Origin of the sequence: Pectobacterium versatile (genome assembly GCF_020166435.1) — a bacterium.
GTDB classification, from domain to species: domain Bacteria; phylum Pseudomonadota; class Gammaproteobacteria; order Enterobacterales; family Enterobacteriaceae; genus Pectobacterium; species Pectobacterium versatile.
Window position 1 is genome coordinate 17,220 of sequence record NZ_JAINZP010000012.1, and the last position, 23,896, is coordinate 41,115.

At 50.5% G+C, this 23,896-nt stretch carries 19 protein-coding genes; 8 read left to right on the top strand and 11 right to left on the bottom strand.

Annotated features, from left to right (window positions below):
- Positions 1–3 precede the first annotated feature (3 nt).
- The 3 genes from K7X24_RS14390 to kdsA all read left to right on the top strand — a co-directional run bounded on the left by K7X24_RS14390 (position 4) and on the right by kdsA (position 2,147).
- Positions 4–405, top strand: coding sequence for a SirB2 family protein (locus K7X24_RS14390; RefSeq protein WP_010304660.1), 402 nt, complete (start codon positions 4–6; stop codon positions 403–405).
- A 2-nt stretch (positions 406–407) separates the two neighbouring features.
- Positions 408–1,217 (top strand): invasion regulator SirB1, encoded by an 810-nt coding sequence (gene sirB1 / locus K7X24_RS14395; RefSeq protein ID WP_224555465.1) that lies wholly within the window; start codon positions 408–410, stop codon positions 1,215–1,217.
- A 75-nt stretch (positions 1,218–1,292) separates the two neighbouring features.
- Positions 1,293–2,147 carry a 3-deoxy-8-phosphooctulonate synthase gene (gene kdsA / locus K7X24_RS14400; protein WP_224555466.1) on the top strand — a complete coding sequence of 285 codons (855 nt, stop codon included), beginning with the start codon at positions 1,293–1,295 and terminating at the stop codon, positions 2,145–2,147.
- A 93-nt stretch (positions 2,148–2,240) separates the two neighbouring features.
- On the opposite strand, the gene ydgH is transcribed toward kdsA, so the two are convergent.
- On the bottom strand, positions 2,241–3,194 hold the full coding sequence (gene ydgH, locus K7X24_RS14405; RefSeq protein ID WP_224555467.1) for a DUF1471 family protein YdgH: 954 nt from the start codon (positions 3,192–3,194) through the stop codon (positions 2,241–2,243).
- A gap of 580 nt (positions 3,195–3,774) precedes the next feature.
- Here ydgH and pntA point away from each other — a divergent pair.
- A complete protein-coding gene (pntA, locus tag K7X24_RS14410) occupies positions 3,775–5,304 on the top strand; it encodes a Re/Si-specific NAD(P)(+) transhydrogenase subunit alpha (RefSeq protein ID WP_103860657.1) in 1,530 nt (509 codons plus the stop codon).
- A 10-nt stretch (positions 5,305–5,314) separates the two neighbouring features.
- Entirely contained in the window at positions 5,315–6,703 is a 1,389-nt protein-coding gene (pntB, locus tag K7X24_RS14415) for a Re/Si-specific NAD(P)(+) transhydrogenase subunit beta (protein WP_103860658.1), read from the top strand.
- A 167-nt stretch (positions 6,704–6,870) separates the two neighbouring features.
- Here pntB and uspE read toward each other — a convergent pair whose 3' ends face one another.
- From uspE to ogt, 3 genes are all read right to left on the bottom strand, one after another.
- Complete coding sequence (uspE, locus tag K7X24_RS14420) at positions 6,871–7,821, bottom strand: universal stress protein UspE (protein ID WP_224555469.1); 951 nt, start codon at positions 7,819–7,821, stop codon at positions 6,871–6,873.
- 190 nt (positions 7,822–8,011) lie between these two features.
- Positions 8,012–8,758 carry a fumarate/nitrate reduction transcriptional regulator Fnr gene (fnr, locus tag K7X24_RS14425; RefSeq protein WP_005968491.1) on the bottom strand — a complete coding sequence of 249 codons (747 nt, stop codon included), beginning with the start codon at positions 8,756–8,758 and terminating at the stop codon, positions 8,012–8,014.
- Positions 8,759–9,027: 269 nt separating this feature from the next.
- On the bottom strand, positions 9,028–9,561 hold the full coding sequence (ogt, locus tag K7X24_RS14430; protein ID WP_224555471.1) for a methylated-DNA--[protein]-cysteine S-methyltransferase: 534 nt from the start codon (positions 9,559–9,561) through the stop codon (positions 9,028–9,030).
- A 591-nt stretch (positions 9,562–10,152) separates the two neighbouring features.
- Between ogt and K7X24_RS14435 the strand changes: the two genes are divergently transcribed.
- Positions 10,153–11,448 (top strand): Gfo/Idh/MocA family protein, encoded by a 1,296-nt coding sequence (locus tag K7X24_RS14435; RefSeq protein ID WP_224555473.1) that lies wholly within the window; start codon positions 10,153–10,155, stop codon positions 11,446–11,448.
- Between the two features lie 118 nt (positions 11,449–11,566).
- Complete coding sequence (locus K7X24_RS14440; protein ID WP_224555475.1) at positions 11,567–12,886, top strand: ABC transporter substrate-binding protein; 1,320 nt, start codon at positions 11,567–11,569, stop codon at positions 12,884–12,886.
- Positions 12,887–12,968: 82 nt separating this feature from the next.
- On the opposite strand, the gene K7X24_RS14445 is transcribed toward K7X24_RS14440, so the two are convergent.
- Genes K7X24_RS14445 through K7X24_RS14465 form a run of 5 tightly spaced genes read right to left on the bottom strand, consistent with a single transcriptional unit; the run spans position 12,969 to position 17,379 of the window.
- A complete protein-coding gene (locus tag K7X24_RS14445) occupies positions 12,969–14,198 on the bottom strand; it encodes an SAM-dependent methyltransferase (protein WP_109225206.1) in 1,230 nt (409 codons plus the stop codon).
- Positions 14,195–14,920, bottom strand: a complete 726-nt coding sequence (locus tag K7X24_RS14450) for a DUF1365 domain-containing protein (protein ID WP_224555476.1) — start codon at positions 14,918–14,920, stop codon at positions 14,195–14,197. The genes K7X24_RS14445 and K7X24_RS14450 overlap by 4 nt, the downstream gene beginning before the upstream one ends.
- A complete protein-coding gene (locus K7X24_RS14455; protein WP_224555478.1) occupies positions 14,913–16,181 on the bottom strand; it encodes an NAD(P)/FAD-dependent oxidoreductase in 1,269 nt (422 codons plus the stop codon). The genes K7X24_RS14450 and K7X24_RS14455 overlap by 8 nt, the downstream gene beginning before the upstream one ends.
- A 5-nt stretch (positions 16,182–16,186) precedes the next feature.
- Positions 16,187–16,903 (bottom strand): SDR family NAD(P)-dependent oxidoreductase, encoded by a 717-nt coding sequence (locus tag K7X24_RS14460; protein ID WP_224555479.1) that lies wholly within the window; start codon positions 16,901–16,903, stop codon positions 16,187–16,189.
- Positions 16,900–17,379: a nuclear transport factor 2 family protein gene (locus K7X24_RS14465; protein ID WP_224555481.1), complete on the bottom strand. Its 480-nt coding sequence runs from the start codon at positions 17,377–17,379 to the stop codon at positions 16,900–16,902. The genes K7X24_RS14460 and K7X24_RS14465 overlap by 4 nt, the downstream gene beginning before the upstream one ends.
- 343 nt (positions 17,380–17,722) lie before the next feature.
- Between K7X24_RS14465 and K7X24_RS14470 the strand changes: the two genes are divergently transcribed.
- Positions 17,723–18,121 carry a hypothetical protein gene (locus K7X24_RS14470; RefSeq protein WP_224555484.1) on the top strand — a complete coding sequence of 133 codons (399 nt, stop codon included), beginning with the start codon at positions 17,723–17,725 and terminating at the stop codon, positions 18,119–18,121.
- A 326-nt stretch (positions 18,122–18,447) separates the two neighbouring features.
- Here K7X24_RS14470 and K7X24_RS14475 read toward each other — a convergent pair whose 3' ends face one another.
- The gene (locus K7X24_RS14475) at positions 18,448–20,910 is read right to left on the bottom strand and encodes a putative virulence factor (protein WP_224555486.1); all 2,463 of its coding nucleotides are present in this window, start codon (positions 20,908–20,910) and stop codon (positions 18,448–18,450) included.
- Positions 20,907–23,894 carry a virulence factor SrfB gene (locus tag K7X24_RS14480; RefSeq protein WP_224555487.1) on the bottom strand — a complete coding sequence of 996 codons (2,988 nt, stop codon included), beginning with the start codon at positions 23,892–23,894 and terminating at the stop codon, positions 20,907–20,909. The genes K7X24_RS14475 and K7X24_RS14480 overlap by 4 nt, the downstream gene beginning before the upstream one ends.
- Positions 23,895–23,896: the final 2 nt, after the last annotated feature.

The window sequence follows — 23,896 nt, forward strand, 5'->3', positions numbered from 1 at the left end:
GCAATGGACGTGATAACTCTTTACCCAGCCACGATATATCTGCATCTGGCAACGGTTGGTATCAGTATTTCCCTGTTTGTGATTCGTTTTTTTTGGCTGTGCCGGCAATCCGCTATGCTGCAACAGCGCTGGGTGAAAATCCTGCCGCATATTAACGACACCTTGTTATTAATCAGCGGTATTGGTTTAATCGTTCTCAGCCATACGTATCCGTTTACTCCCGAGCAAAGCTGGCTGACGGAAAAACTGTTTGGCGTTATCATTTATATCCTTCTTGGCGCTATCGCCTTGGGGAAACGCCCTCGTAGCCAGAACGTTCGCTGGCTGGCGTTTGTATCTGCTTTAATATGCTTTGGTGTGGTCGTGCTGCTGGCACTGACGCAGTCACCGTTGCTGATGGAATAATTATGAGTGCTATTGCTGATTTTGAATTCAACCAGTCACTGCTAAGTGATGGTGTCGTGTTGGTTTCACAGGCGATTCGCCGCGACTTTCCCGCTCAGGATGTGCGGCAAAATCTGCAACAGCTGGTTGAGAACGCTCGAGCCGCTATTCCTGACGGTCTTGAGCAAGATCTTCAGCTTGAAAAACTGATTGAGCTGTTTTATCACACCTGGGGATTCGGTGGTGCGGGCGGCGTTTATCGCCTATCTGATGCGCTGTGGCTGGATAAGGTGCTTGAATCTCGTCAGGGCCTGCCTGTGTCGTTGGGTATCATCTTTTTGCATATCGCCAATGAACTCGGTCTGCCGCTGATGCCAGTGATTTTCCCGACGCAGTTGATTCTGCGTGCCGACTGGCTCGATGAAGAGATGTGGCTGATCAATCCGCTAAATGGCGATACGTTGAGCGAGCATGTGCTGGAAGTGTGGCTGAAAGGTAATATTGGCCCGTCAACCCGTCTGCTGGATGAAGATCTGGATGAAGCTGAAAATGTCCTCATCGTGCGTAAAATGCTCGACACGCTGAAAGTCGCCCTGATGGAAGAAAAACAGATGGAGCTGGCGCTGAGAGCCAGCGAAGCGGTGCTGCAGTTTGACCCAGATGATCCCTATGAAATCCGCGATCGCGGCCTGATTTATGCTCAACTGGATTGCGATCATATTGCACTGTCCGATCTCAACTATTTCGTTGAACAGTGCCCGGAAGATCCGGTGAGTGAAATGATAAAAGTGCAGATTCACTCGATAGAGCAAAAACAGATTGTCTTGCATTAAAAAAACAGTCTTACATTAAGAAACCGTTTTGCAGTAATGCAGCGTTAATTTATTTCCCGACATGAAGGTAAAAGTATGACGAATAAAGTGGTCAAGATAGGGGATATCCCAGTCGCCAATGATCTGCCTTTTGTGCTATTTGGCGGCATGAATGTTCTTGAATCACGCGATCTGGCGATGCGCATTTGTGAGCATTACGTCACGGTCACGCAGAAGTTGGGCATTCCTTATGTGTTCAAGGCGTCATTCGATAAGGCTAACCGCTCCTCGATTCACTCTTACCGCGGTCCTGGTCTGGAAGAAGGGATGAAAATCTTCCAGGAACTGAAACAGACCTTTGGCGTAAAAATCATCACTGACGTGCATGAATCGCATCAGGCACAGCCCGTTGCTGATGTGGTTGACGTTATCCAGCTCCCTGCATTTTTAGCACGCCAAACCGATCTGGTGGAAGCGATGGCGAAAACCGATGCGGTAATCAACGTGAAAAAGCCGCAGTTCGTCAGCCCGGGTCAGATGGGTAACATCGTCGATAAGTTCATCGAAGGTGGCAACGATCAGGTAATTCTGTGCGATCGCGGCAGCAACTTCGGTTACGACAATCTGGTTGTTGATATGCTGGGCTTCAATGTCATGAAGCATGCTTCCAACGGTTCGCCGGTGATTTTTGACGTGACGCATGCGCTACAGTGCCGTGACCCGTTTGGTGCGGCATCCGGTGGCCGTCGCGGGCAGGTGACCGAGCTGGCTCGTGCCGGTATGGCTGTCGGTTTGGCGGGGTTATTCATTGAAGCTCACCCCGATCCTGCCAATGCGAAGTGTGATGGCCCATCCGCGCTGCCGCTGGATAAACTGGAGCCGTTCCTGCAACAGATCAAAGCGATTGACGATCTGGTGAAAAGCTTCCCAGAACTGGATACCAGTAAGTAGTCTGTGTAGTTTCGGCCTATAGAAAAACCCGCGATTCGCGGGTTTTTTGTCTTATAACGCTTCACCGTTTTCTACGGCACAGTGCGATGGCTGTTATTTATAGAGGTCGGCACTGATTGTGAGATTGTTACCTTTACCTTCCCACTGTCTGGTGATGTGGTAGTACTTGGCACCTTTGTCACCTGCACGTTTGGCAACGGCCTCAGACACCTGTGTCATATTGGTGTAGTTGCCACGGAACTGAATAGAGTCGAAAGGCACCATCTGTGCTGCCGTGGCGTTGTTCAATTCCTGAATTTGTATGCCATCAGGTAATGTTACTGTGTAACGTCCGCCTTTTGACGACTGCGTTTCGAAGAAATTACCTACGTTGCGGCTAGGGCTGCCGGAGTTGGCGACACCTGGGATTTCCACTTTAGCGGCTTCTGCACCACCCGCAGCTAACGCTGCGCGGCCTGCATCAGAATCCGCTGGAATCACGTCCGTGCTCTGGGTCTGGCGCTTCGGTGCATCGGCTTTATAAATGTATGCAGTGACTTTCTGGTTGGCACTATTCGAGTTCACATCAACCTGACGGACTATGTAGAACGAATCGGCATTTTTCTCTTTTGCCGCTTTCGCAATGGCGTCATTTACGTCCGGCTGGCTGCGGAAGAATCCGCCAACGGTTACTGTGTCATACGGTTCCAGCCCGTAAGCCACATCTTTCGGCAGCTCTTTCACGCCGTAGAACGTGCGGAATTGGGTGTCTTGATTCGCTTTTGGTGCATCTTTGCGATACAGGTCGACCGTGACATTCCAGTTGCCACTCGAATTAGCATCATCCATCGCTTGCACATAAAACGACTCTGCGCCCAGTTTGTCGGCGCGTTTTGAGGCTGCGGCTACCGCTTCATTGATCGCGTTAAAACGTCCTTTAAACGTAATTCGTTCAAAGGGTTGCAGAGATTCTGCCTGCTCAGGCGTAAGTTCCTGTGCAGCCTGCGCTGAAAATGCCGAGAGTGATAACAACAATGTGGATGCAATAACAGTAGTCTTCAGCTTCATAAAAAATCCTTTCGCCTTCCTGCCACTCGAATTATTTAAGGTATAGCAATCAACCTGTAACGGAATAGGGCTGATTATCGCACGGAATAAATTCTTGTGCTTTAGCATTTTCAGCGGGCTGAAAAGCCGTGATACTTCGGCTTGGAACAAGAAAAGTGCTAATAATAACGGTTAATGATTGTTTTGACATCATAAGGGATATTTATACAAATTATCGCATTAACAACCTTGTAACACATCGTTTTTGTGAAACAGCCCAGAAAAATACTTCTGTAATAATGCTACAAAAGGCAGAGAAGACCATGATTTTCGACCAAGAAAGGCTGACAGAACCTGTGATAACTCGGCTTTTCTGTGAAATTCATTTTATTTATGGATCATCGATCACATTTTCAGTACGTTATAAATGAGTTCGCCTACAGTGAGACGCCTCAAAAAACGTGTGGTAAGAAGATGATAAGACCCTCTTCCTACCGCGTGAATGTGGGGATATAGGGTGCAGCAGGTCTCGGCGAATTCATATAACAGAATAGGGTGAGAATAATAACCTTCGTTAAAAATAAGCGAAAAGGGTATCAGCATGCGTATTGGTGTACCAAGAGAGCGGTTGGCCAATGAAGCCCGTGTAGCAGCGACGCCGAAAACGGTTGAACAGCTGCTGAAACTGGGTTTTACGGTCTCGATAGAACGTGAAGCGGGAAAACTGGCAAGTTTTGACGATGCGGCATACGAAGAAGTCGGTGCGTCGATTGTTGACAGTTCGGAAGTCTGGCAAGCCGATATCGTCCTGAAGGTGAATGCGCCGCAGGATGATGAAATCGAACTGACCCGCGCGGGCAGTACGGTTGTCAGCTTTATCTGGCCAGCGCAGAACCCAGAGCTGCTGGCAAAGCTGGCTGCCCGTCAGGTGACGGTGATGGCGATGGATTCCGTCCCGCGTATTTCGCGCGCGCAGTCACTGGATGCGCTCAGCTCGATGGCCAACATCGCGGGTTACCGTGCCATCGTTGAGGCCGCCCACGAATTTGGCCGCTTCTTTACCGGACAGATTACCGCCGCAGGTAAGGTTCCGCCTGCTAAGGTCATGATTATCGGTGCTGGCGTGGCCGGTTTGGCCGCGATCGGTGCCGCAGGTAGTTTAGGCGCTATCGTTCGTGCTTTTGATACCCGCCCTGAAGTAAAAGAGCAGGTTAAGAGCATGGGGGCTGAGTTCCTCGAGCTCGACTTTGAAGAGGAAGCGGGTAGCGGCGACGGCTATGCCAAAGTCATGTCCGAAGCCTTTATCAAAGCGGAAATGGAACTGTTTGCCGCTCAGGCAAAAGAAGTCGACATTATCGTCACTACAGCCCTGATCCCTGGAAAACCGGCGCCACGTCTGATCACCAAAGAAATGGTGCTGAGCATGAAGCCCGGCAGCGTGATTGTCGATTTAGCGGCGCAAACGGGCGGGAACTGCGAACTGACCGTAGCCGATCGCGTCACCGTGACGGAAAACGGCGTCAAAATTATCGGTTACACCGATTTGCCTAGCCGTCTGCCGACGCAATCTTCACAGCTTTACGGCACGAACCTGGTTAACCTGCTGAAATTACTCTGCAAAGAGAAAAATGGCGAAATCGACGTCGATTTTGACGATACCGTGATTCGCGGTGTGACCGTCATTAAAGAAGGTGAAATTACCTGGCCAGCACCGCCGATTCAGGTTTCTGCACAGCCACAGCAGGCAAAACCTGCCGCTGCGGTGGTGAAGGAAGCTGCCAAACCGACGTCGCCATGGAAGAAATATGCGTTCCTCGTAATCGCTATCCTGCTGTTTGGCTGGCTGGCCGATGTCGCGCCTAAAGAGTTCTTGTCTCACTTTACCGTTTTTGCGCTGTCCTGCGTGGTGGGCTATTACGTTGTCTGGAATGTCAGCCACGCATTGCACACGCCATTAATGTCAGTCACTAACGCAATATCAGGCATTATCGTTGTCGGAGCATTGTTGCAGATCGGCCACGGCGGATGGGTGTCGTTCTTCTCGTTCATTGCCGTATTGATCGCCAGCATCAATATTTTCGGTGGTTTCACCGTGACTCAGCGCATGCTGAAAATGTTCCGTAAAAACTAAGGGGTAACACATGTCTGGTGGATTAGTAACTGCTGCATACATTGTTGCCGCAATTCTCTTTATTTTCAGTTTGGCTGGGTTGTCCAAGCACGAAACGTCGCAACAAGGAAACATCTTTGGTATCAGCGGTATGGCGCTTGCGCTGATCGCGACGATTCTGGGACCGGATTCTGGCAACGTGGGTTGGATTATCGTCGCGATGGCGATCGGTGGATCAATCGGTATTTATCTGGCGCGTAAGGTTGAAATGACCGAAATGCCAGAACTGGTCGCGATTCTTCACAGCTTTGTGGGCTTGGCTGCGGTACTCGTTGGCTTTAATAGCTTCCTCGACCACGGTGAAATTACCGATCCGGTGATGGTTAATATCCATTTAACGGAAGTCTTCCTGGGTATCTTCATCGGTGCCGTGACCTTCACGGGCTCGGTCATCGCGTTCGGTAAACTGCGTGGCAATATCTCCTCCAAGCCATTGATGCTGCCTCATCGCCATAAAATGAATCTGGCGGCGCTGGTTGTGTCCTTCCTGCTGCTGCTGGTTTTCGTCAATACGGGCAGCGTAGCGTTGCAGGTACTGGCACTGATTCTGATGACAGCGATTGCACTGGTATTTGGCTGGCATCTGGTTGCATCGATTGGCGGTGCGGACATGCCAGTCGTCGTTTCTATGCTGAACTCCTACTCTGGTTGGGCGGCAGCGGCAGCGGGCTTCATGCTGAGCAATGACCTGCTGATCGTGACCGGTGCTCTGGTGGGTTCTTCTGGTGCGATTCTGTCTTACATCATGTGTAAAGCGATGAACCGTTCCTTTATCAGCGTGATTGCCGGTGGTTTTGGTACAGATGGCGTTTCCTCTAGTGAGAGTGAAGAGGTGGGTGAATACCGTGAGGCTTCAGCGGAAGACGTGGCTGATTTACTCAAGAACTCAACTTCAGTCATCATCACTCCGGGATACGGTATGGCCGTCGCGCAGGCGCAGTACCCTGTGCATGACATCACCGCAAAACTGCGTGCACGTGGCATCAACGTTCGTTTTGGTATTCACCCCGTTGCAGGGCGTCTACCGGGTCATATGAACGTGCTGTTGGCTGAAGCAAAAGTCCCTTACGACATCGTGTTGGAAATGGATGAAATTAACGACGATTTCACCGATACCGACACTGTGCTGGTTATTGGTGCGAATGACACCGTTAACCCGGCAGCGCAAGAAGATCCACACAGCCCAATCGCGGGCATGCCAGTGCTGGAAGTGTGGAAAGCGCAGAATGTTATCGTGTTTAAACGTTCGATGAACACCGGTTACGCTGGCGTACAGAACCCGCTGTTCTTTAAAGAGAACACGCAGATGCTGTTTGGCGATGCCAAAGACAGCGTTGAGGCGATTCTGAAAGCACTGTAAGCGTGACAGGAAGTAGAAAACGAAAGGGGCGAGTATCGCCCTTTTTTACATCTTAAATACGTTCTACTCATCATACTTTCACGTGCATGTACGTTGCATGACATTGCCAAAAATAATGCCAGCACTGAGGCTGGCATTGTTCGATTCGAACGTGATGAAACGTGCGATCAGCTGTTATCGCTTTCTTCCTGCGTAATTGGTGAAACGAAATCATCGGGTTTGACCGCGAGCAGGTCGCACTTCAAGTGATCAATAACATGTTCGACGGTGTTGCCGATAAAGGCGGCGGAAAGTCCGGTTCGCCCCAGAGACCCTAATACCACGACGCCTGCCTGTAAATGCTCCGCCAGATCGGGAATCACGTCTTCCGGCAACCCTTTTTCTACGTGTGTGACGCGTTCATCCAGACTAAATTTTTGCCGTAGCGATTTCATGGCAATAAGGTGCTGGCCTCGAATCGCATCGTTGTAGACGCTGGGATCGAAATCAGGCAATTCAATGGCGATATTGATGGGGGTAACGGGGTAGGCACCAACCAGATGAACCTCGGTTTGGTCAACCTGTTGCGCCAGCTCCAGCGTTTCCGATACTAATTTGATATTGAGCGGATCGTGATAAGGATCTTCGCTGGCCAGATTGACCGCAACCAGTGCACGGCCTTCGGTCGGCCATGGCTGATCTTTTACCATCCACACAGGGCAAGGACATTTGCGTAGTAGCTGCCAGTCTGTTGGCGTAAAGATAACCGCTTCCAGCCGATCGTGCTGATGTGCCATTTTCAACAACAGGTCATGTTGCCCAGAAATCACTTCCCGAATAATGGATTCAAATGGTTTATTGTGCCAAACCACTTTGATTTCTATCGAAACGCCAGCGTCAAGGTAGTATTTGCACTGTTCCGCAATCCACTCGGTCCGCTGCTGAATAACGCCCTGACGCATCTCCACTCTTTCATCGGGGGAAAGCAGAGTCGTCATTTCATAAGAGAAATCATAAATCGGCAGAAATGCCTTGATACGGCCGCCAAGTCGCTGAACCAGGTAAACCGCCCGACGCAGCGCTGGTTGGTCATCCTGATTTGGGTCAATAGCTACCAGTAAGTTCTGATACTTTGCCATAGCTCCTCCAAACAGCTGTTACTCCACAGCCTGTCATTCAAGAGTACCGCAATGGAATCGTTTTGGACAACAGAGATAAGCCGCAGAATAACAAAATAGGAAATATCACGGATGGGGCGGAAAAGAGAGGATAAAATTGACGTTGCCACAGTAAAAAAAGCGGCAACGTCAAATGGTTAGGCTGGAAAGATTATTTTCGCGAGGAACCGGCTAATTCGGAAAGCGCATCAATATTCTCGATCGTGATGTATTTTCCTTTTACCGCCAGCGTACCGCTTTTCTGGAAACGCCCCAGCAGACGGCTGATGGTTTCAACGGTTAGCCCCAGATAGTTGCCGATATCACCGCGAGTCATGGTCAGACGGAATTCACGCGGCGAGAAACCGCGCTGAGCAAAACGGCGGGATAGGTTGTAGACAAACGCCGCCAGACGCTCTTCAGCATTCTTTTTCGACAGCAGCAGAATCATGTCCTGATCGCCACGAATCTCGCCGCTCATCAGGCGCATCATCTGTTGACGCAGGTTAGGCATTTTCCCAGAGAGATCGTCCAACGTCTCGAAAGGGATTTCGCAGACCATTGAGGTCTCCAGCGCCTGAGCGAAACTCGGGTGTTGAGCGGTACCGATGGCATCAAAGCCCACCAAATCACCCGCCAGATGAAAACCTGTGATCTGCTCGTCGCCTTGCTCCGTGATGGTGTAGCTTTTTATCGTCCCAGAGCGGATGGCGTACAGCGATCTCAGCTCATCGCCTGCTTTAAACAGCGCTTGCCCCTTCTGGATAGGCTTCTTCCTTTCAATGATGTTGTCGAGCTGATCAAGCTCGTGTTCATTTAGGGTGAAAGGGATGCATAGCTGACTGATACTGCAATCCTGACAGTGGATTGCACAACCGCCAGACTGGATGCGTCGGATAATTCGCTTTTCCGGGATCATGGGCTTTGCTCAGGCAATAATTGATATTGGTCAATTTTAACAGCTTTTATCGGCTGTGATAAGACCGACAATCATCGGAATAGACGAATAAATAGTGAACTAACTATAATTTTTCGATTTTACTGAAAAATATTTCGATATATCAGCGCCGCGTAGCGATAATATTTTCGTCCACCGCGTTACCGAACGGTTAACACGTTGATTAATCCGAATCACTTACGGCCATAAGCAATTCGGAGGAGTATTTTCGCCTGTCTGAAGCACAAAAATTATAATGGCAAATTATTTTGGCGAGGTAAAAAACCTTCGTGTGTCAATAACCACTGCTTACGGTGAATGCCACCGGCATAGCCGGTCAGTGCGCCGCCAGTGCCGATGACTCTGTGGCACGGAACCACGATGCTGACAGGGTTTGAGCCGTTTGCCATGCCGACCGCACGCGCCGCACCGGTACGCCCTAGCAGGGTCGCGAGCTCGCCGTATGTGGTAATTTCTCCGCAGGGAATTTGACGTAATTTCCGCCAAACCTGCTGCTGGAATTCCGTCCCTACGGAGGCAACTGGCAGCGTATCAATAATCGCTAATTCGCCATCAAAATAGCGTTGCAGGCTGTCTGTCAGACCACCGGGATTATGGCGTGACTGTAACGAAAAGGGATCATTTCGATAACTGCGGTTGAGTGAGCGAAATAAATCATCCTCATACTCGCGCCACTCGACGGCCCGCAAATGATTATTTTCATCAGCAATAATCAATAACTCTCCAAGCGGAGTTGCCATCGTGTCCTGAAAAAAAGTCTGCATAGTGATTCCTTACGCGCTTGTCGCTTTCTTGTATCTCTCATTAGTTACGTGTCGATTATCCGGCATCCTCAGACGGATTGAAAATAAAATGCGAGATATGTCACTCAGTGAGGTGAAAAAGGAGAAAGCCATCACGATAATAACCCCGTATAGCTCCGGCGTGTTCTCATGTCTGGCAAGATAGAAGGGGGATTTGGGTAGAGAACGTTTCGTTTTTCATAACAGGTTGGTTTCGGCGTTGCGAACGATGCCGTTCTAGCGAAAATCCCGTTGATGCACGAACACTTAAGAGAGCCAATGCACATTCAGTATGAGCATATTGAGTGCATCCTGTCTGATATTATTAATAAAATCAAATGTTAATATAGAAATGCTCAATTTGTATTTATGAGAACTGGAGCATGTCAATCTTGATTCTACTGCCAGATAACATCAGCACATGGCAATAATGTGAAGGTGAGTGATGTGGGTATGCTCTATTTTTTATGGCAAAGGTATATGCCACGTGCCTGTCAATTCGGTGAAATTTTTAGCGCCCTGTTTTATGTACGAATAGCTATGTGCTCTATGTTATTGGAGGAAATACGCAGAATGAAAAAAAAATATGCCGTAGTGGGAACGGGGGGCCGAGCGGGCCTCTATCTGGAATCTATCGCCAGGGATTATCAGGATCAGGGACAATTTGTTGCTTTTTGCGATACCAACCAGACACGAATGGATTACGCCAACCGTATTGTCCATAAATTTGGACACGATAATGTGGCGACGTACTATGCCGATAAGTTTGAGCAGATGATCGCGGAAACCAAGCCAGATATTGTTATTGTGACGTCTATAGACCGCACGCATCATCATTATATTATCCGAGCAATGGAATTAGGGTGTGATGTTATCAGTGAAAAACCGATGACGATTGACGAAGAAAAATGTCAGGCCATTATTGATGCGATTAATCGTACCGGACGTAAATTACGGGTAACCTTTAACTACCGCTACGCGCCGCATCACAGCAAAGTCCGCGAATTAATTGCCGCAGGGCTGATTGGCGAAGTCTATTCTGTCCATTTTGAGTGGCTGTTAAATACTGAACACGGGGCAGATTATTTCCGTCGCTGGCACCGTGATAAACGCAATAGTGGTGGGTTGCTGGTGCATAAATCTACCCACCATTTCGACCTGGTCAATTTCTGGCTAAACAGCGAACCGGAAACGGTCTACGCACAAGGCGATTTGCGTTTTTATGGTAAAGCTAACGCTGAAGCTCGCGGCGTCACGGAATTTTATTCACGTTCACATAATAGCGCGGAGGCGGAAAACGATCCGTTTGCGTTGCATATGAATCAAAGCGAACAGCTGACCGCCTTATATTTAGACGCTGAACATGAAGACGGTTATTACCGCGATAAAAGCGTGTTCGATGACGGGATTAATATTGAAGATGTACTGAGTGTGATGGTGCGCTATAAGAGCAAAGCCATCATGACCTATTCATTAAATGCCTATTTACCTTGGGAAGGGCTGAATGTGGTGTTTAATGGTAGTAAAGGGCGATTGGAAATGAAATTGGTGGAAAAATCTTACGTAAACGGAGGCGGAAAAAAAGAGGATGAAGGTGCGCTGAATGAATGCGAAATAAAGATCTATCCGATGTTTGACGAGCCTTATGTCGTACCGGTTGAATTTAAAGCGGGCGGACATGGCGGCGGCGATCAGGTCATGTTAAACGATCTGTTTGGTACACCGGAGCCCGATCCCTTACATCGTGCAGCGGATTATCGTGACGGGGCCATGTCTATTTTAACTGGTATTGCCGCCAATCGGTCATTACGCACCGAACTGCCAGTGAAAATAAGCGAACTGGCCGTTAACCTGAAAAAAGGGAATTAATGAAAACACCTGCCTGAAGGCTATTTCAGGCGGCAAGCGATTCCGCATCCGTAGTACCTGTCTACCCTTAAAAGGGCAGCGGGTGGAAACCTCCGAATACAATTATAAGGGTTTTATTATGGCGAAAAAACGGAACACATTATCTCCCCTGCTCCTGCTTTGTGCCGCTCTTCCACTGGGCGCTACATTTTCTCATTTTGCTGACGCTGCCGAGATCCGCATCTCCTGGTGGGGTGGTAATCAGCGGCACGAGGCTACGCTAGCTGCTATTAACGCGTTTCAAAAAGCCAACCCGACGATTACTGTCAAAGCCGAATATGCTGGCTGGGACGGCTATCTCTCCCGCCTGTCAACCCAGATGGCTGGGGGGCAAGAACCTGATGTCATGCGTATTGACTGGAACTGGCTGCCGCAGTTTTCGCGCAATGGCGACGGTTTTTATGATTTGAATAAGCAAAAAGATATTCTGGGACTGGGAGATTTTCCGCCTAGCGCTCTGAAAGCGGCGGACGTAAAAGGGAAGCAGCAAGGTCTCCCGATTTCGATGACGTCCCGCAGCATGATTTACAATAAAACTACTTGGGACAACGCGGGCGTCGCTTACCCGAAAACCTGGGATGAACTGTTTGCCGCTGGTCCCGTATTTAAACAAAAGCTGGGTGACAACTATTACCCACTTGGTGTTGCCCAAGGGTCAAGCGATGTGTTGGATATTCTTACGCTCGGCCGTAGTTACATGGCACAGAAATACGGCATTGATATGATCGATGAGAAAAAGCAGAGCATTGCCTATAGCCGCGATCAAGTACGGGAACTCTTCGGTTTTTATAAAAAGCTGGTTGATTCCCATGTGATACCCGATCAGCGCTATTTCTCCTCGTTCGGCCGTACCAACGTCTATGAGATTCGTCCTTGGATTAACGGCGAATTAGCTGGGATGTATTTATGGGATTCTGCCATCTATACCTACTCCAGTAATATGCCAAAGGATGCCGTGTTGGAAACGGGGCCGTTCCTCACCATGCCCAATGCCAAAGATTCGGGGCTGACCACCAAACCGTCTTCGCTGTTCGCCATCAGTAAGAACAGCAAGCATCCTAAGGAAGCGGCGATGCTGATGAGTTTCATGCTGAGTAACCCGGAGGGCGTGAAGGCATTAGGATTGCAAAATGGGATGCCTGCTAACCCGAAAGCGCAAAAATTGCTGGAAGATATCGGCGTGATTAACCCCGGTAATCTGTTAGCGAATGCCTATCGGGCGGCCGCGGAGCAACCTGCGTCTAAGGTGCCAGTTTCACCGTTTATGGAAAATCAGGAATTGGTTCAACTGTGGACGAGCAGTCTGCAAAAACTGGATTACGGTAACGGAGAGGTGAATAAGGTTGCCGATGATTTCCTGAACGGCGCTAACCGTATATTAAAACGTGCTATCCGCTAACCACTGCTGTTAATGTGCGATGCCATATCCTTTGCGATATGGCATCGCGACATTTTTTACGCCGTGCCTGCATGCCCTTTGCTCATGGCCTTTCTGCAGTGAGCTGTACCGTACTGATGGTGCGTGCGCGAAAACCCGCTTCACAATAGCAAAGGTAAAACACCCACAGGCGCTGGAAAGGTTCATCAAAGCCCTGAGCATTCAGCATATGCCACTGTTGATAAAAGCGCTGCCGCCATTCGCTGAGGGTGCGAGCGTAGTCCTGACCGATATCAAACAGATCGCGGGTGATAAAATCGGTATGCCGCGTCATGGTGGTCGTCATCGCGGTAATTGAGGGCAGAAAACCGCCGGGAAAAATGTAGCGTTGGATAAAATCGACGTTACGGCAGTAGTGGCTGTACCGCTGGTCGGCAATCGTGATCGCCTGAAGCACCATGCGGCCTTGTGGACGCAGCAATTGCTGGCAGCGTTTGAAGAAAGTGGGTAAATAGGCTTTTCCGACCGCTTCGATCATTTCGACCGACACCAGCTTGTCATACTGACCGGTCAACGCGCGGTAATCCTGTAACAGCACAGTCACTTTATGGCTCAGGCCTGCTTGCTGAATGCGCTCAACCGCGTAGTCATATTGCTGTTGTGACAGCGTGGTCGTGGTGACGTGACAGCCATATTCACGCGCGGCCAGTTCGGCTAATCCCCCCCAGCCGGTGCCAATTTCCAGTAAATGATCCGTTTCACAGAGCGCCAACTGTTCGCAGAGACGGCGCAACTTGGCGCGCTGTGCGTCTTCCAGCGTCATTTCGGGTTGCTGATACCAGGCGCTAGAGTAGAGCATCTCGCTATCGAGAAAGCTGCGGTAAAAATGGTTGCCCAGATCGTAGTGAGCGGCGATATTTTTCTGCGCCTGCTGTGGGCGGTTACGGCGGCACCAGTGGATAAACCGGTGAAATGGCCCCGTCAACCAGCCAAAACGCGTTTCAAGCGTATCGATTAGCGCCTGATTCTGCGCCAAAAGCTGGAGAACGAGCGTGAGGTTGGTTGAGCTCCAATCACCATCGATATAGCTTTCGCCGGCAGCGATACTTCCACCGAGCAGTACACGGCGATAAACGCGATGGTTATGTATCGTGATTTCACCTTGCAGCGTCGCGTGTTGATCCCCGAATAACGTTTCATTGCCTTCTGGTTCGCGAAGGCGCAACCCTCCGCCGTCTATTCGACTAAGCAGAAGAAACACCACTTTTCTGGCCCGAGTATAGCGAGCGGTATTGCTCGGGTGACGCACCAACTGTGTTTCCGTTGAACTCATGGGGTGTCCTTTTTTCCAGACTGCGGATGAGGATAAACGGGAGAACGTTTAATCCACAGTTTCAAAGCCTGCCAATATATGGTGCAGGCGGTTTTCATCGTCATTAACGGTAGAGACCAAAGCTGAGCACGCAGGGCGGCACGAGTGAGCGGCTGACGATGCAGCACCAGCGTCGCATCAAACTCGCGTCCTTGTCTGTGATTCTCGATGTGGATCCTCAGACGCGCGTCGGGCGGCGTGAGTCGCCAGTGATACACCATCTCCATTGGGTTAAAAGGCGACACATGAAACGCTTTGGAAACAGGCATAGAACCATCGGGGACGACAGCATAGGTGTGACGTTCGTTCCAGGGGGTATTACGCACTTCTGCCAATAGCCAGCGTAGTTCGTTATGCTCATCGTACAAATAATAGAAATTGACCGGATTGAAATAACAGCCCAGATAGCGTAGCTGACACAGCAGCAAGACCTTCCCCGTGAGGCGTTCCCCGGTCAGTTCCGCAATTCGATCCTGCGCTTTGGTTTTGATGTCGCCGCCACCGAGGTAATCGCCGCGACAAAATGACGCAGGGGAAAAGCGCTCCAGCGCAATCCCCACATGCGGCAAGGCAGGGATCTCATCTAAATCGATTAACGTCATGAATAACGCATAGTCGAAACGATGTGTGACGGGCGTGAAGCGTCGGTGGCGAACCTTGCCAACATACAAGGCGCTATTCATCTTGCACACTCTGATGGAGGAGGTTGACGACATCCAACGCGCTTTTGACGCCGTCTTCATGAAAACCGTTGTACCAATAGGCGCCACAAAACCAACTGCGGTTGTGCCCATTAATACGTTCACGCTGCTGCTGGTACTCGGTCGTCTGTTGAGTAAACACCGGGTGATGATAAACCGCGTGGTGCAGTATTTTATTCGGGTCAATATCCTGCTGGGGGTTTAGCGAGACACAGAAGGTGGTGGATGAACGAATACCTTGCAGGATGTTCATGTTATAGGTCACGGAGGCCCGCACGCGGCTAAACGCCTGATCGACCGGCAGACGGTAATTCCAGCTTGCCCACGCTCGCTGATTATGGGGAAGAAGCTGGGTGTCGGTATGCAAAACCACGCGGTTAGGCTGATAGCGTATGCCGCCGAGGATACGCTGCTCATCGGGCGTACTCGTTGCCAGCAGCGCCAGCGTCTGATCGGAATGGCAGGCGAAAATCACCTGATCGAATCGGTACGCCTGCTCGGCGGTATGCACCGTAGCACCTGCATCATCGCGTGTTACCTGATTGACGGGCGTCTGGACGTGGATCGTCGCCCGATTGTGGATGCGCTCTGCGAGTCGCCGCACATATTCCCGTGAACCACCGGGAACCACCATCCATTGCGGGCGATTGACCAAATCCAGTAACCCGTGATGGTTGAAGAAGGTCAGGAAAAGCGACAGCGGGAAATGCCGCATATCCTCAAGCGACGACGACCAGATTGCTGCACCCATCGGCAAAAGATAGTGCTGGGCAAAGAACGGCGAGAATTTTTCCTGCTGCAACAAATGGCTTAGCGTCAGCCCCTGATAATCACCGCTGGCAAGATACCGCTTGCAGACGCGGTTAAAGCGCACAATCTCCGCAACGAAACGATAGAAACTGGGGCGGATCAGGTTGCCGCGCTGGGCGAATAGCGTGTTTAACGTATGGCCGTTATATTCCAGACCTGAAACTGGATTACTAACCGAAAAGCTCATTTCTGTCGGCTGACCGGTTAACCCCAGTTCATCCAGCAGCGCAATAAAATGGGGATAGGTCCGCTCGTTGTAGACAATAAATCCCGTGTCGATGGCGTAGGTCGTGCCATCCTGAACCACATCGACCGTTGCCGTGTGGCCACCCAGATAATTGTTCGCCTCAAACACCGACACCTGAAAGCGATCGGATAATCTGAGCGCGCAGGTTAAGCCAGCAATACCGCTACCAATAATGGCAATCTTCATACGTTTTACCTTACTAACCGGCTGGCGAGCAGACGTTGCCATGACTGTGGGAGCACTGAAATCGCGTTGAGCAACAGCGCAAAGCGCAGAGGAAAAGTGATCTCACGTTTTTTCTTTGCCAGACCACGGCGAATAGTTTCTGAGGCTTGTGATACGGAAATCAGCATCGGCATCGGGAAGTCATTACGTGCGGTCAACGGGGTATCGACAAAACCGGGTAAGATCAGGGACACGGTGATATTGCGAGCCTGCAAATCCAGCGATAGGCTGCGGGCGAAGTAGGCCAGCGCTGCCTTTGACGCGCCATAGGCTTCCGCTCTTGGCAGCGCAACGAGGCTGGCGGTCGAACCAACCAGCGCCAGATGGCTACCGTTGGCAAGCTGTGGCAATAACACCGACAGGCAATTCACCGGGCCGATCACGTTAGTTGTCAGCACCCGACTGACTTTTTTCGCTTCAACGACGCCGTTATCCAGATACTCACAGGTTCCCGCACTGAGAATCACCAGATCGACCGTGACGCCGTCCAACGCCTGCTGTGTATCTGCCAGATTCGTCATATCAAATGCTATCGTGCGAATGGTTGGGAAGGCGGCAGTTAATGCGTTAAGTCGTTGTTCATCGCGCCCGCAGGCGAGGACGTCCCAGCCGTCTCTGGCATAATCCAGCGCCAATTGCTGGCCGATTCCAGAACTCGCCCCAGTAATCAACACGCGTTTCATGTCTGAAGTCTCGACTTCAGGTGGCTGATGAGCGAGCCAAGCAGGGGAACATGCTGATAAAGCATTGCGCCCATGTCGTAATAATCACGGTGATAGATAACGTTGTTGTCGGCGAAGAGCAGGTGGCTACAGCCCGCTAATGTCAGCGGCGCGTTGCGCTTTAACGACGGATGCGCGTAGTGCATCGTCCAGAACATTGTCGCACCGCCGCGGAAGGTATGGATATCGACGATCTCGAACTGACAGTAGCTCAGATTATCGAGTGAATGAGAAAAGTAGCGATGCAAAGCACTCAACCCATGATGGCTGGAAACGGGGTCGATGAAGTGAATATCCTGATGATAGATATCACTCAGCTCCGTTAATCTCTCGGCTGTCAGCTCTCGATAAAATGCCCTTATTTTCAGCAGAATAGGCTCATATTCATCATTCTCTACCGAGATGTCGTCTTCCTCACGCGCTTTTTCTATCGTCATAACCACTCCTGTTAAGGTCACCCACTCCCACGCGGTGGAAATGGCTAACAGATAGAGGAACATCAACGCTTATTAATTGAAAGATATCAACTTAGGTATAGATTGAATCCACCGTTCGTCAAATAAGAATTTGAGGAATGGTTAAGAGGCAGTGATTCTTTAATTATCTAGAAAATAAAGTATTTAATTATTTTAAAAAAAATTATTAATGAGTAAATCATTTCTGATTGTCGATTTTATTTAATTTGCAAATTTTAAAAAATTAATTATATTAATTCAGATTTTGATTTTAAGACTTAATTTTTATGTCTTGGATTTTTTTAAAAACAAATGAGAATAAATCATGTCAATATTTTTTCAATCAATAAATAGTAAATTTAACACTTCATCTGATTCATGGGAGAATATCCCTGGGCTTTCTTTGAATTTAAAGGATCTTGCCCGTGCAGGTTCAAAAGAAGCATTAGTTACATTAACAGTTCCCTCTCCATACGCTACCGGTAATAATAATCCAGGGATAGATTTCGCAATTACTATTAATGGTAATATTCTTTCATTTGGTTCAGTGAGTTACTCTGATAAAAACCCTGCATCTCCCGGGAGAATTCCATTTTCTATTCAAATATTTGTAGATTTACAGAATCATGGTCAATCGGGTACAATACAAGCACAATGGAAAAGTGTTCGAGGCAGTACAGTACATATTGACAGCCCTTGCAGTATTAGTGCTGTCGTTAATTAATTATAATTAATAAATTTACCCCACCCAAAAAATATATCAATGCTGATTTATTATTTATTAAATCTATTAGTTTGATATCAAATATGTAGTAACGAAAAATCAGAATATCAAGGTAATGATATTTGATATTCTGATTTTTACAAGGAAGGTATTATATTTTTTACGTTTTGAGCCTATCTTTCCAGTGCATAGTCATTAATTAAGTATGCCTGAAATTTAGTTGATTTCCCCTCAAATCTTGTATTGCAGAAAAAAAGAAAACATGGCGCAAAATGTAGTGACAACGTCACGCCATGTTTCCTAGATCGACAGCGGTAGACTGAACGTTATTTCTCCGCGGGTTTAATCAACGTCAGAATCGTGCCTAGCTGTTCACGCTGTTCCGCGCTGACTTCGCGCGCAGCGGAATAGCCCGCATTCTGAATAATCATCTCATTCAAACCCACCAGCCAGTCATAGATATAAAACGCCGTATTGTTGGTTGGCGTGAGCGACAGCTTGGTTAAGCGCTGTGAAGCCCCAAAGCTGACCGCCTGTTTTTCGGGTTTAGCGAAAATTTTATGACCGCGATTGATACGGCTGGCAGGGCGCAGGGATTCATCAAGCTGCTGGAAACCGAGCCAGGCAACGAAGTCACCGAGAATAGTCAGCACGCGTGAAACCTGACGGTCTGCCTTATTCTCGCGGTTGATGCCCAACTGCTCGCCGTCGACCAACATGTCAACCAGCGCCTCTTCGATCCGTAAGCGGATACTGCCAGTAATCAATTCTTCAACCAGCATTTCGATCGTCGCTTTCGGCACGTTCAGCAAATCGAGAAGCGGGGCATTTTCCGGCAGGCCACGCAAATAGTTAATCCAATAACGATAAACACCGTGTGCGTAGTCCGCCTCATAGCTGTGGTCGACCGTCAAAATCGGCGGAGCAGGTTGATCGATAGCGATCGGTTCATCGGCAAACAGATCGATTTCGATCCCGACACCAAACGGATCGCTATGAGCGGACGGGGCGGAGAGGTCTTCGGCATCAGCGTGGAAACCGCCATAGCTTGCCCCTTTCTGCTGCAGATACAGACGGCGCAGCTCATCACGCGAAGGCAGCAGCCGTTCCAGCAGTTCACCGTGTACACCGGTTCGGGTCTGGAGCGATTTGAGCAAGGTCTCTGCGATGCGCTGTTTTTCTGCCGGATCGTCAACATCAACGGGCAGATACCAGTTACCCAGCAGGTTATCGCTGAGTTCACGTTGGAGTTCGCTAAGCTGTTCGCTGATGCGCCCCAGTTTTACATCCCGGTGAACTTCCGCGCCCAGCCACGTTGCCATCCGCGCTACGCCGCGTTTATCCATCGCCAGCATCGTTCCCCAGGCATCGCCCGGATTACCTACATAGCGTTGTACCGCGGCATCATAGTTTTGCCCGTGCGTAATGCGACGATCGTGGCGGGTGACCGCCCAAATCAGCCCCGGTTTACGGTGACTACGAACCTGTGCGTTTTCGCCTTGAGTCTGTTTAACCCAATGATCCAGCGCCTTGCCGACCACTTTAACGTCGGCGCGGTTGCCTGCGGCGCTGCATACCATCAGTACGTTCATTTCCTGATTATCGGTATAACGCTCCAGCAGATAGGCGCGTTTCGCCCGCAATAGCGTGTGCGCCAGTGGATGCTGTGTGCTTTGCTGTCTTGCTGGTGGCTCGTCCCGCGTCTCGCGGATCTCACCAAAACCGGGGAAGTCCAGCACATCGACCTGCTCGAACAGCGCTTCTTTAGGCGGCAAATGCAGCGGGATAAGCAACTCCGCCGTCAGCATCGTTAACTCAGCCAGCGAAAGCTCCGTCGTTTTCCCCGCGCGGCCATTCTGAACCGGCCGCACCAGCACGCCGGGATCGTCGGCACTGTGTAAGCGTTCCAGCGCCGAACCGTCGATCAGACCGTCTGCCGGATTTAACTCATCATCCACCAGTATCCGCAGCGGCGCTAACAGCTTGCGCGTACCGGCCAGATGTTGCAGCGTGTGGCTGAAATGACGATAGGCGGTGGTCAGCGAATTCAGCTCGCCCCACAGTACAGAGAAGAGCTGGGCGCGATCGTCAACGGTGAGATAAGGTGCTAATTCAATCGCAACCGGCCAGAAGTGGGCTTCCAGCTGTTTTTGCCGTTTGACATCATGACGCGCGAGGTAGTCCCAGAGTTCGACGACTTCATCGCGGCTCATCCCTTCAACGGGTTCTGGCTGACGGTGCATCAACAGCGTTTTAATGTGTTCAGCAATATGGCGCTCGTCCAACTCTTCAAACGTGGTCTCTTGATTGAGATCGTTTAAAAACGCGTTGGCCATGATCTTGCCGATATCCAACTCACTGAGCAGTTGCAACTGAACGGGGAACGATTTGTTCTTCACGCCGGACTGTCGGCTAAACCGCGTAACAAGCGCGGTTGCCCGGTCGGACGGATTAATATGATCGATAAAATCCAGCTGTTGCCCCTCAAACGAGGTTTCCAGCTTGCCGTTTTCGCCCCCGGCCAGCGATGTGATCAGGTAGGACTTTCCCGCCTGAGATAGGCCAAAAAAGCCGATGGCAATGTCTTTCTGCGCCACGTCGGACAGGTGCTGTGCTTTATTGTGATTACGGCGCAGTTTGACGATCAGACGGTCAGCTTCGATATCCAGACGCGGGGCGTTCTGGCGAGTGCTGTCAACCCAGTCGATGGCCTGTTCAACACCTTGCGCGACGGCCTGTAGCTGGCCGTGAAGTCGGGTAGAGAGCTGTTTGGGCGTTAATCGTTTCATTTTTTAAATACACTCCCACTATCGATCCAATAATGGGTCGCACCTGAGCCGTTAGCGGATAATGTGTTCAATTTGAGTCGTAAATGCTGTGGTGGAACGCGGGTGCCGTCTTCCAGCACCGCATCGGCAATCTCAAAGCGTTCGGGGCTGTTTTGATCGTCGCTTTTCGTCACGGTCAACCGGACGCGCAGCTTACTGTCGCCGACGACCTTACGCGCTAAATCCTGATCGACGATTGAGAGCATATAGAGCGAAGACGCAGGCCAGCGTTCGTTGTCCAACTGGCGGAAGCCGAGGCAGAGTGAACCACGCACCTGGAAACTGAGTTTCGGGTCAAGCTCGAAATCCGGCGCATCCAGATCGATATCGCTGTAGTAAACGTTATCCAGCGTCAGCGCGTTGCTGCTGTCCATCATGCCGAGGTAGCGCACTGTAGAATAAGGTTGGAAATCACCAACCTTAAAGTAAAAGCCCGGTAGGCGCAGATCGAGCGCCAGCAGGCACAGCATCGCGCCGACGGCGGCAGTGGATTTCGGGTTATCGATGCGCCCACGTTTGTTAAACGGATACCAGTCATTGGTGTGATAGCCATCCAGCGAAAGCATTCGGTTAATCGGCAGCGGTTGCAGGTGGCGGAACAGCGCTTGAATCCCTGGGAAGCGCGAAGGGCGACCCGTCAGTAGCAGTACATCGCACGAATACAGCGATACCACTTCAGACATCAGGCGCAGATTCTGCGTGATGTTCATTTTGTTAGACAGGAATTCGCCGTGCAGCTTGTTCAGTTTGAGAATCAGCGGCACTTGCAAAATATCGAAGACCTTGTCGCTGACTGGCAGTTCGCGCTGCACTTCCGTATTGATGTATTCCAGCACTTTTTCCGTTGGCGCCTGTTCCAACAATTCGCCGAAGGTCGATTCGATCTCGGCGCTGGTGTCCAGCGGATCAAAGCGCTCATAGGCTTCAAGAATCGCGCGACCAATCGGGATGAAGACCTGTAGCGTGACCTGCTGGCGCAGCGTGAGCTGCGCGTCCATACGGCCTTCATTGCCAAACAGTTTCGCCATTAGCGCATCTGGGCTGGCCATTCCGGCGGTTTTTAGCGCAGTCTGTAGCGCGGGGAGGATATAAAGCTGAATCACATCCAGCAAGATATCGTCGCCCGCGACCTTAAAGCCTTCACGGAACAGCAGGCGCGGAATAATTTTAACGTTGTTGCCGACGCCGTCATCGAGCAGATATTGCGTAATGGCGAGGTCGGTGGTGCCGCCGCCGATGTCGATTGAGGCAATACGCAGCGTTTTACCTGCGGGTTCACCTTCATCGAGTTCTTTATCGGGGCGCGCCATGCTGGCGAAGAAATCTTCCGCACGGCCACCAAAGTTCACCTGCGCTTCGTTATACAGGTAAACCATCTGTCCACATGTGGCTTCATCCCATTCGATTTGCACGTCAGGCACCGGAACTCGGCTCTGCTGCTTGTCGGCTGGCGTGGTGAAATCCTCATCCATCGGGTGCCAGTCCATCGCTTTCCAGACCAGCGCGATCGCTTCATGCATCCGGCGGCGGAAAATTTCACGCTCGGGTTTCGGCATCGCGGAAGGCAACGTCAGAATGATATTTCGTAATTGGCGCGGTGCGCTGCTGTGGATCATCTTCAACCGCTGAGCGGCGCTGTTCATCTGCATCAGCGCTTGGGCCAGCAGTTCGGAGAGCATGAATGTCATGATCGAACTGCGGCTGTAGTGCGGTGAAAACACCGGTAAGCGCTCTTCCAACGGCTGGTTATAGAGCGGCTGGCCTTCATCATTCAGCATGATGGTCAACGGCATGGCTGTCGCTAACGGTTCAGTCTGCGAATGGGCGTCCGTCTGGCTAAAACGCCAGCCTGGGGTATAGCTTTCTTCATCCCACAGATAGCGGCGCGGGCTGGAAATACCGCTCGATCCTTCCGTTCCCTGACGCAGCAGCGCCATGCGGCTGGCTTCGCGTCCGACGCGGGTGATTGACGGCCAGATGAACGCGTCATCACGGCCGCTTTCCACGGAGAAATTGTCTTTACCGAACTTCGCCTGTGAAAATTCAACGCGGCTCTCGAAAAGTTCGTTATACAGATAATGTGGCTCACTCAGATCGCGCAACTGCAGTTCATAGGTCTGTTTCAGGCCGTTGCTTTCGTCCGCATGGTCCTCAACTAAAATGCCGCAGGTGTGCGAGTTACCGACGTCTAAAATCAGGTCAACGTTGACGGCGGGTTCCTGCAGCGTGCTGGTATTGATCCGAATTTCCGGTATTTCGAGCTGGTTGCCCAGCATATCCAACACATTCAGGTAATGTGCCTGATATTCAAACCCTCTGAGTGCCACTTTTATATCGTGGCTGTCACGGCTTTCCAGCGCTTTAACCCGCTGAGCAAAGACTTCGCGCAGCCAGCCGTCGACCCAGGTTTCATCAAGGAATTCACCTAGTTCGTCGCTGTGATAAGCCAGCGCGAAACTCCCGCCGGTTTTGATGTCATTGGCATTAGGTGCCAGCGACTCGTACTCGTGGCCTTCTGGGTAGGTTTTGGTATCGAACGCCAGACAAATACGGTGCGTATTGCCGTCCTGATCGGGTGTATCCAACGCAAGAATTTGCATCCGCGCCCAGTTATCCGGCCCGCCCATGAAGGTGCGCGGCGGATTAAAGCGGAAGAAGGGCAGCGGCAGCCAAATGTTCTCCAGCAGCTTCAGCGATTGCTCAAGCGAAATGCTCAGCTCAGGCTTCACTACTTCCGGCGGCATCCCGGTGGCAGAAGGCAGCAGGAATTTATCCGACTGTTCATCATACAGCAGGTGCAGCAGAGGGCCGTTGGCACTTTTACGCACATAGCGGTTAGGCTGCTCAGCCGAAAACTGCGGCTTTAAGGCAAAATCCAAAAACTGAATTCCGCTGTCCTGAATCAACGTAATGCGTTGTTTATAATCGGTAATCGTCGCCAGCATGA

Bases quoted from the DNA above. Each gene is read 5' to 3' on its own strand.
- K7X24_RS14390 (WP_010304660.1), top strand. From the start codon at position 4: ATGGACGTGATAACTCTTTACCCAGCCACGATATATCTGCATCTGGCA.
- K7X24_RS14475 (WP_224555486.1), bottom strand. From the start codon at position 20,910: ATGAAACGATTAACGCCCAAACAGCTCTCTACCCGACTTCACGGCCAG.
- pntA (WP_103860657.1), top strand. From the start codon at position 3,775: ATGCGTATTGGTGTACCAAGAGAGCGGTTGGCCAATGAAGCCCGTGTA.
- kdsA (WP_224555466.1), top strand. From the start codon at position 1,293: ATGACGAATAAAGTGGTCAAGATAGGGGATATCCCAGTCGCCAATGAT.
- ydgH (WP_224555467.1), bottom strand. From the start codon at position 3,194: ATGAAGCTGAAGACTACTGTTATTGCATCCACATTGTTGTTATCACTC.
- fnr (WP_005968491.1), bottom strand. From the start codon at position 8,758: ATGATCCCGGAAAAGCGAATTATCCGACGCATCCAGTCTGGCGGTTGT.
- K7X24_RS14455 (WP_224555478.1), bottom strand. From the start codon at position 16,181: ATGAAGATTGCCATTATTGGTAGCGGTATTGCTGGCTTAACCTGCGCG.
- K7X24_RS14450 (WP_224555476.1), bottom strand. From the start codon at position 14,920: ATGAATAGCGCCTTGTATGTTGGCAAGGTTCGCCACCGACGCTTCACG.
- sirB1 (WP_224555465.1), top strand. From the start codon at position 408: ATGAGTGCTATTGCTGATTTTGAATTCAACCAGTCACTGCTAAGTGAT.
- K7X24_RS14460 (WP_224555479.1), bottom strand. From the start codon at position 16,903: ATGAAACGCGTGTTGATTACTGGGGCGAGTTCTGGAATCGGCCAGCAA.
- uspE (WP_224555469.1), bottom strand. From the start codon at position 7,821: ATGGCAAAGTATCAGAACTTACTGGTAGCTATTGACCCAAATCAGGAT.
- K7X24_RS14465 (WP_224555481.1), bottom strand. From the start codon at position 17,379: ATGACGATAGAAAAAGCGCGTGAGGAAGACGACATCTCGGTAGAGAAT.
- ogt (WP_224555471.1), bottom strand. From the start codon at position 9,561: ATGCAGACTTTTTTTCAGGACACGATGGCAACTCCGCTTGGAGAGTTA.
- K7X24_RS14445 (WP_109225206.1), bottom strand. From the start codon at position 14,198: ATGAGTTCAACGGAAACACAGTTGGTGCGTCACCCGAGCAATACCGCT.
- K7X24_RS14480 (WP_224555487.1), bottom strand. From the start codon at position 23,894: ATGCTGGCGACGATTACCGATTATAAACAACGCATTACGTTGATTCAG.
- K7X24_RS14435 (WP_224555473.1), top strand. From the start codon at position 10,153: ATGAAAAAAAAATATGCCGTAGTGGGAACGGGGGGCCGAGCGGGCCTC.
- K7X24_RS14470 (WP_224555484.1), top strand. From the start codon at position 17,723: ATGTCAATATTTTTTCAATCAATAAATAGTAAATTTAACACTTCATCT.
- pntB (WP_103860658.1), top strand. From the start codon at position 5,315: ATGTCTGGTGGATTAGTAACTGCTGCATACATTGTTGCCGCAATTCTC.
- K7X24_RS14440 (WP_224555475.1), top strand. From the start codon at position 11,567: ATGGCGAAAAAACGGAACACATTATCTCCCCTGCTCCTGCTTTGTGCC.